This window comes from Pseudomonas agarici (assembly GCF_001543125.1).
GTDB classification, from domain to species: domain Bacteria; phylum Pseudomonadota; class Gammaproteobacteria; order Pseudomonadales; family Pseudomonadaceae; genus Aquipseudomonas; species Aquipseudomonas agarici.
This window is the reverse complement of record NZ_CP014135.1, coordinates 23,036-28,196: the sequence shown is the minus strand read 5'-3', so window position 1 is coordinate 28,196 and position 5,161 is coordinate 23,036. Positions and strand designations below refer to the sequence as shown.

Sequence of the window (5,161 nt, the reverse complement as noted above, 5' to 3'; positions counted from 1 at the left end):
CGCTTCAGCAAATCGGGTATGTGATCAGGTATTTTCGATGCGAATCAGCACAAACTTTCGGTTCGTTTCGTCTTCACACCCCGCAATCTGCTCTCTGGCCCTCAGGCTCAAGTTCACAAATTGCTTGGGTGTTATAGGGTCAAGCCTCACGGGCAATTAGTATGGGTTAGCTCAACGCCTCACAGCGCTTACACACCCCACCTATCAACGTCGTAGTCTTCGACGGCCCTTCAGGGAACTCAAGGTTCCAGTGAGATCTCATCTTGAGGCAAGTTTCCCGCTTAGATGCTTTCAGCGGTTATCTTTCCCGAACATAGCTACCCGGCAATGCCACTGGCGTGACAACCGGAACACCAGAGGTTCGTCCACTCCGGTCCTCTCGTACTAGGAGCAGCCCCTCTCAAATCTCAAACGTCCACGGCAGATAGGGACCGAACTGTCTCACGACGTTCTAAACCCAGCTCGCGTACCACTTTAAATGGCGAACAGCCATACCCTTGGGACCGGCTTCAGCCCCAGGATGTGATGAGCCGACATCGAGGTGCCAAACACCGCCGTCGATATGAACTCTTGGGCGGTATCAGCCTGTTATCCCCGGAGTACCTTTTATCCGTTGAGCGATGGCCCTTCCATACAGAACCACCGGATCACTAAGACCTACTTTCGTACCTGCTCGACGTGTCTGTCTCGCAGTCAAGCGCGCTTTTGCCTTTATACTCTACGACCGATTTCCGACCGGTCTGAGCGCACCTTCGTACTCCTCCGTTACTCTTTAGGAGGAGACCGCCCCAGTCAAACTACCCACCATACACTGTCCTCGATCCGGATAACGGACCTGAGTTAGAACCTCAAAGTTGCCAGGGTGGTATTTCAAGGTTGGCTCCACGCGAACTGGCGTCCACGCTTCAAAGCCTCCCACCTATCCTACACAAGCAAATTCAAAGTCCAGTGCAAAGCTATAGTAAAGGTTCACGGGGTCTTTCCGTCTAGCCGCGGATACACTGCATCTTCACAGCGATTTCAATTTCACTGAGTCTCGGGTGGAGACAGCGCCGCCATCGTTACGCCATTCGTGCAGGTCGGAACTTACCCGACAAGGAATTTCGCTACCTTAGGACCGTTATAGTTACGGCCGCCGTTTACCGGGGCTTCGATCAAGAGCTTCGCGTGAGCTAACCCCATCAATTAACCTTCCGGCACCGGGCAGGCGTCACACCCTATACGTCCACTTTCGTGTTTGCAGAGTGCTGTGTTTTTAATAAACAGTCGCAGCGGCCTGGTATCTTCGACCGGCATGAGCTTACGGAGCAAGTCCTTCACCCTCACCGGCGCACCTTCTCCCGAAGTTACGGTGCCATTTTGCCTAGTTCCTTCACCCGAGTTCTCTCAAGCGCCTTGGTATTCTCTACCCAACCACCTGTGTCGGTTTGGGGTACGGTTCCTGGTTATCTGAAGCTTAGAAGCTTTTCTTGGAAGCATGGCATCAACCACTTCGTCACCCTAAAGGGTAACTCGTCATCAGCTCTCGGCCTTGAAACCCCGGATTTACCTAAGATTCCAGCCTACCACCTTAAACTTGGACAACCAACGCCAAGCTGGCCTAGCCTTCTCCGTCCCTCCATCGCAATAACCAGAAGTACAGGAATATTAACCTGTTTTCCATCGACTACGCTTTTCAGCCTCGCCTTAGGGACCGACTCACCCTGCGTCGATTAACGTTGCGCAGGAAACCTTGGTCTTTCGGCGTGGGTGTTTTTCACACCCATTGTCGTTACTCATGTCAGCATTCGCACTTCTGATACCTCCAGCAAGCTTCTCAACTCACCTTCACAGGCTTACAGAACGCTCCTCTACCGCATCACCTAAGTGATACCCGTAGCTTCGGTGCATGGTTTGAGCCCCGTTACATCTTCCGCGCAGGCCGACTCGACTAGTGAGCTATTACGCTTTCTTTAAAGGGTGGCTGCTTCTAAGCCAACCTCCTAGCTGTCTAAGCCTTCCCACATCGTTTCCCACTTAACCATGACTTTGGGACCTTAGCTGACGGTCTGGGTTGTTTCCCTTTTCACGACGGACGTTAGCACCCGCCGTGTGTCTCCCATGCTCGGCACTTGTAGGTATTCGGAGTTTGCATCGGTTTGGTAAGTCGGGATGACCCCCTAGCCGAAACAGTGCTCTACCCCCTACAGTGATACATGAGGCGCTACCTAAATAGCTTTCGAGGAGAACCAGCTATCTCCGAGCTTGATTAGCCTTTCACTCCGATCCACAGGTCATCCGCTAACTTTTCAACGGTAGTCGGTTCGGTCCTCCAGTTAGTGTTACCCAACCTTCAACCTGCCCATGGATAGATCGCCCGGTTTCGGGTCTATTCCCAGCGACTAGACGCCCTATTAAGACTCGCTTTCGCTACGCCTCCCCTATTCGGTTAAGCTTGCCACTGAAAATAAGTCGCTGACCCATTATACAAAAGGTACGCAGTCACCCAACAAGTGGGCTCCCACTGCTTGTACGCAGACGGTTTCAGGATCTATTTCACTCCCCTCTCCGGGGTTCTTTTCGCCTTTCCCTCACGGTACTAGTTCACTATCGGTCAGTCAGTAGTATTTAGCCTTGGAGGATGGTCCCCCCATATTCAGACAAGGTTTCTCGTGCCCCGTCCTACTCGATTTCATGACTAAGAGATTTTCGCGTACAGGGCTATCACCCACTATGGCCGCACTTTCCAGAGCGTTCCGCTAATCTCAAAGCCACTTAAGGGCTAGTCCCCGTTCGCTCGCCACTACTAAGGGAATCTCGGTTGATTTCTTTTCCTCAGGGTACTTAGATGTTTCAGTTCCCCTGGTTCGCCTCTTGCACCTATGTATTCAGTACAAGATAACCATCTTATGATGGCTGGGTTCCCCCATTCAGACATCTCCGGATCACAGTCTGTTTGCCGACTCCCCGAAGCTTTTCGCAGGCTACCACGTCTTTCATCGCCTCTGACTGCCAAGGCATCCACCGTATGCGCTTCTTCACTTGACCCTATAACCCCAAGCAATCTGGTTACAGTATGAAGACGACATTCGCCGAAAATCTGTAAGATAACTCACAAATTTTACCTTAGCCTGATCCGTTACCAGTGAAAGTAACGTTCAGTCTATCTTTCTATCACATACCCAAATTTTTAAAGAACGATCTAATCAAAGACTAGAAATCAATATTCGTGTGTGAATATTCATTTCTAAGCTCTAACATCAGAAGCAGTTAATGGTGGAGCCAAACGGGATCGAACCGTTGACCTCCTGCGTGCAAGGCAGGCGCTCTCCCAGCTGAGCTATGGCCCCGTATATCTACAGGTTCCTACCACACTTCCCACACAAACTGGTGGGTCTGGGCAGATTCGAACTGCAAAAAACCCTGACCTCACCGCTCTTTACCTCAGAGGCGGGGGTGCGCTCTTGCCAAGTCCCTCACCAAGTAACTGGTGGGTCTGGGCAGATTCGAACTGCCGACCTCACCCTTATCAGGGGTGCGCTCTAACCAACTGAGCTACAGACCCAGAATCTGGGTGTAACAAGCGGACTTTACCTTGCTCTTTATCACAGAGCCTGGAGCTGCTTCTATCGTCTTCTTCAATGAATCAAGCAATTCGTGTGGGTACTTATGCAGCAGCTGATGTCGTCGATTAAGGAGGTGATCCAGCCGCAGGTTCCCCTACGGCTACCTTGTTACGACTTCACCCCAGTCATGAATCACACCGTGGTAACCGTCCTCCCGAAGGTTAGACTAGCTACTTCTGGTGCAACCCACTCCCATGGTGTGACGGGCGGTGTGTACAAGGCCCGGGAACGTATTCACCGCGACATTCTGATTCGCGATTACTAGCGATTCCGACTTCACGCAGTCGAGTTGCAGACTGCGATCCGGACTACGATCGGTTTTATGGGATTAGCTCCACCTCGCGGCTTGGCAACCCTTTGTACCGACCATTGTAGCACGTGTGTAGCCCAGGCCGTAAGGGCCATGATGACTTGACGTCATCCCCACCTTCCTCCGGTTTGTCACCGGCAGTCTCCTTAGAGTGCCCACCATCACGTGCTGGTAACTAAGGACAAGGGTTGCGCTCGTTACGGGACTTAACCCAACATCTCACGACACGAGCTGACGACAGCCATGCAGCACCTGTCTCAATGTTCCCGAAGGCACTCCTCCATCTCTGGAAGATTCATTGGATGTCAAGGCCTGGTAAGGTTCTTCGCGTTGCTTCGAATTAAACCACATGCTCCACCGCTTGTGCGGGCCCCCGTCAATTCATTTGAGTTTTAACCTTGCGGCCGTACTCCCCAGGCGGTCAACTTAATGCGTTAGCTGCGCCACTAAGAACTCAAGGTTCCCAACGGCTAGTTGACATCGTTTACGGCGTGGACTACCAGGGTATCTAATCCTGTTTGCTCCCCACGCTTTCGCACCTCAGTGTCAGTATGAGTCCAGGTGGTCGCCTTCGCCACTGGTGTTCCTTCCTATATCTACGCATTTCACCGCTACACAGGAAATTCCACCACCCTCTACCCTACTCTAGCTGGCCAGTTTTGGATGCAGTTCCCAGGTTGAGCCCGGGGATTTCACATCCAACTTAACCAACCACCTACGCGCGCTTTACGCCCAGTAATTCCGATTAACGCTTGCACCCTCTGTATTACCGCGGCTGCTGGCACAGAGTTAGCCGGTGCTTATTCTGTCGGTAACGTCAAAACACTAACGTATTAGGTTAATGCCCTTCCTCCCAACTTAAAGTGCTTTACAATCCGAAGACCTTCTTCACACACGCGGCATGGCTGGATCAGGCTTTCGCCCATTGTCCAATATTCCCCACTGCTGCCTCCCGTAGGAGTCTGGACCGTGTCTCAGTTCCAGTGTGACTGATCATCCTCTCAGACCAGTTACGGATCGTCGCCTTGGTGAGCCTTTACCTCACCAACTAGCTAATCCGACCTAGGCTCATCTGATAGCGCAAGGCCCGAAGGTCCCCTGCTTTCTCCCGTAGGACGTATGCGGTATTAGCGTTCCTTTCGAAACGTTGTCCCCCACTACCAGGCAGATTCCTAGGCATTACTCACCCGTCCGCCGCTGAATCCGGGAGCAAGCTCTCTTCATCCGCTCGACTTGCATGTGTTAG

Annotated in this window: 2 tRNA genes and 2 rRNA genes; all 4 read right to left on the bottom strand. The window is 52.1% G+C overall.

The features are described from left to right. Window positions 1–135 precede the first annotated feature (135 nt). Window positions 136–3,027: ribosomal RNA gene (locus AWM79_RS00090) — 23S ribosomal RNA — on the bottom strand. Between the two features lie 226 nt (window positions 3,028–3,253). Continuing rightward, window positions 3,254–3,329 (bottom strand) — tRNA-Ala (locus AWM79_RS00085). A gap of 138 nt (window positions 3,330–3,467) precedes the next feature. Then, a tRNA-Ile gene (locus AWM79_RS00080) sits at window positions 3,468–3,544 on the bottom strand. 127 nt (window positions 3,545–3,671) lie between these two features. Beyond that, a 16S ribosomal RNA gene (locus AWM79_RS00075) occupies window positions 3,672–5,161 on the bottom strand. Together the 16S and 23S rRNA genes with 2 tRNA genes alongside form the textbook arrangement of a ribosomal RNA operon.